The organism is uncultured Campylobacter sp., from assembly GCF_938031315.1.
In the GTDB taxonomy this organism is placed as follows: Bacteria; Campylobacterota; Campylobacteria; order Campylobacterales; family Campylobacteraceae; genus Campylobacter_B.
In genome coordinates this window covers 1-2,941 of record NZ_CALHHT010000155.1, presented here as the reverse complement: position 1 = coordinate 2,941, position 2,941 = coordinate 1, and the positions used below count along the sequence as shown (strand labels likewise).

Annotated in this window: 4 protein-coding genes; all 4 read left to right on the top strand. The window is 47.6% G+C overall.

Translation table 11 applies throughout. The features are described 5' to 3' along the window. On the top strand, positions 1 to 873 hold an 873-nt coding region (locus tag Q0236_RS04200), incomplete at its 5' end, for a CCA tRNA nucleotidyltransferase (protein WP_297915428.1). A gap of 49 nt (positions 874 to 922) precedes the next feature. Continuing rightward, positions 923 to 1,681, top strand: coding sequence for a hypothetical protein (locus Q0236_RS04195; protein ID WP_297915426.1), 759 nt, complete (start codon positions 923 to 925; stop codon positions 1,679 to 1,681). Beyond that, the gene (locus Q0236_RS04190; RefSeq protein WP_297915430.1) at positions 1,674 to 2,162 is read left to right on the top strand and encodes a tRNA (cytidine(34)-2'-O)-methyltransferase; all 489 of its coding nucleotides are present in this window, start codon (positions 1,674 to 1,676) and stop codon (positions 2,160 to 2,162) included. The genes Q0236_RS04195 and Q0236_RS04190 overlap by 8 nt, the downstream gene beginning before the upstream one ends. Then, on the top strand, positions 2,150 to 2,941 hold a 792-nt coding region (locus tag Q0236_RS04185; protein WP_297915424.1), incomplete at its 3' end, for an endonuclease/exonuclease/phosphatase family protein. The genes Q0236_RS04190 and Q0236_RS04185, both read left to right, overlap by 13 nt.

Genomic DNA, 2,941 nt, shown 5'->3' with positions numbered 1-2,941 from the left:
AGCTTTGACATCTCGCTGCCGCGCACCGAGAGCAAGACGGGCGTCGGGCACAAGGGCTTTAGCGTCGCTTTGGCTACGGACGAACATGAGGCTAGCAGGCGGCGCGATTTTACGATCAATGCGATGATGATAGACGCTATAAGCGGCAAAGTGCTCGATTTTTACGGCGGGCTTGCGGATCTGCGCGCACGTATTTTGCGAGTGGTTGATCCGCACACTTTCGTGGAGGATAGTTTGCGCGTATATCGCGCGGTGCAGTTTGCCGCGAGATTTGAGCTTTGCGCCGAGCCGCGCACCTTAGAGCTCATGCGTAGTATCGACGCTAGCGATCTTAGTTGCGAACGCGTTAAAGCAGAGCTGATTAAATTTTTCCGTGCACCCATGCACCGATATGGGATGATGCTAATGCAAGAGCTGGGGCTTTATGAGCGGGTTTTTGGATTGCGGATTGATCCGCGCACGCACGAGCGACTGATGCAATTCATAGAGCACGGCGAATCTTTCGTGAGAAATGAAATGTTTTTTTTATATGCGTTTTTGAATTTTTTAGGATTAGATAAAGATAAAATTTTAAAGAATTTAGGGCTAAATTCTCTTTATAAAAGGCTACTTAGCGAGCCGTTTTTTAAGCGGGTAAGCGACGAGCGACTATGTAAAATCGCTCTAAAAATGCCGCTTAAGCAGTGGCTCGGGCTATATTGTAAAGGTAGGGTGCAAGCATCAAAGCGGCTTGGGATTTGGGATAAGAAATTTAAAAGCTTGGTTTGCGCCGCGGATGTCGCTCGCAATCTGCGCGGCGCTGCGATCGGCAAGGAGATTGAGAGGCTGCAAGAAGCGGAGATTAGGGCGTTCGTAGCGGCTTTAAAAGCGTAAATTTAGAGAGATTTTTGTAAAATCGCCGTTTTATTTAGGAGCTAGTTTTATGAAAAAATTCTATCGTCGCGACGAAATTTACGCGTTTTGCAAGAATGCTGCGTCTTTGCAAAAATGCGCTTTTTGCTTTGATCGCAGGCGAAATCTCATGATTTTTGCTGCGCAAGATTTTATCTTTTGCGGTGAGCGAAATTTAAATTTTTGCGGCGTAAGATTTCATAGCAAAAAGCTTAGCTCGGTAGAATTTTATGACGCGGAATTTTACCTATTAAAATTTCATCCGTCGTGCTGCCATACCGAAAAAGCCCACGAGGCGAAGTTTTATGGATCGCGCGAATTTCGCAGATCACATCGCTGCGGCGAGAAATTATACGAGCCGTGCAGCAGCGAGACGGAATTTCACGGCTCGCATTACAGCGAGATGAAATTTTGCGGATTAGGACATCTTGGCACAAAATCTCACATCCTGCGTCGTATTAAATGTATTAAAGCAAAATTTAGCGAGCCGTATTGCGCGTCCTGTGCTATGGGAGCAGTTGCCTCGCCGCACCACAAAAAAATGCAAGAGCTGTATCGCTGCAAGGAGATATCTGGCGTACTGCAGCGTCGCAAAATCACGGACCTAAATTTTATTTCACAGAATTTCAAATTATGGAATTTTGCCCATTTAAATTTGCAAGGCTTTACCGCGCAAAATTCCAAGCCGCGTAATTTGGCTTTGCAAAATTCTAAATCTCAAAATCTCGCTTTGCGGAATTTTAAATCGCAAAATTGTGCTCGTGCAAAATCGGCGGTTTTTGATGTTTAATATCGTGTTAGTATATCCGCAGATCCACACAAACACGGGCTCCATCGGGCGTATGTGCGTCAATGCGGGGTGCCGCTTGCATCTGATCAAGCCGCTGGGATTTGTCATCGACGATAAGCATCTGCGCCGCGCGGGGCTCGATTACTGGGCGAACTTAGATCTTAAAATTTGGGAAAATTGGAACGAGTTTATGGCGGCGAACGAGAAATTTAAGCAGCGCTTCTTTTTTGCGACGACGAAGACGAACAAGCTCTACTACGAGGCGAAATTTCAGCCGGGCGATTTTTTGATTTTCGGCTCGGAGGGGCACGGGCTGCCGCTTGAGATCATGCGCACAAACCGCGAAAACTGCATCACGATCCCGATGAGCGGGGCGGGGCGCAGTTTAAATTTAGCCACCAGCGTGGGCATCGTAACCTACGAAGCGATCCGCCAAAATATCGATAAATTCGACTTTAGGAGCGCGGTTTGCGAGTTTTAGCGCTACTTTTTGCGGCGTTTTTCTGCGGCGCGAACGCGGCGGAGCTGAAAATCGCATCGTTTAACGTGCAAAATTTATTCGACGGCGTAAACGACGGCACGGAGTACTCGGACTTTGAGATCGGGCGCGGCGGTTGGAGCGAGCAAAAATACGAGCGCAAGCTGCAAAAGGTAGCGGACGAGATAAACGCGCTTAACGCCGATATTTTGGGGCTGCAAGAGATCGAAAACGAAGCCGTGCTAAAAGCGCTTGCGCAGAAGGCGGGCTATAAATTCTACGCTTTTTCGCGCGCGCAGACTGCACCTGCGGGCGTGGCGGTGATGTCGCGCATACCGATAAAATTTCAAAAAACCTACCGCCCGACAGAGCTTAAAACACGAGATATTTTGCGCGCTGATTTTGCGCTTGGCGGCGCTGATTTTAGCTTTTATGTCGTGCATATGCTCTCTGCACGCAATCCGCTTAGCGAGCGCAAGCGCAATTTCGCCTTTTTACGCGAGGTTTTGAAAGGGCACCAACGCGCTATCGTAGCGGGAGATTTTAATACGAATTTTGGGCAAAATTCTTTATTAAACGAGCTTATCGAGCGCGATGGATTTAGTGATTTGTGGGCGCTGCATCCCTGCTCACAGTTAAAACATTTTAGCTCTTGTGAGTCTCATGAAAGTGGCGCGGTGCTCGATCATATCTTACTTAGCGACGATTTTTTTAGTAGCGAGCCTGGATATAAAAAGGACAGTTTCGCTGTTGATAAATCCTCTACCGCTTCCGATCATTTC

What these genes read in the sequence shown, in the direction of transcription:
- Q0236_RS04190 (WP_297915430.1), top strand. Translation starts at nt 1,674, where the DNA reads ATGTTTAATATCGTGTTAGTATATCCGCAGATCCACACAAACACGGGC.
- Q0236_RS04195 (WP_297915426.1), top strand. Translation starts at nt 923, where the DNA reads ATGAAAAAATTCTATCGTCGCGACGAAATTTACGCGTTTTGCAAGAAT.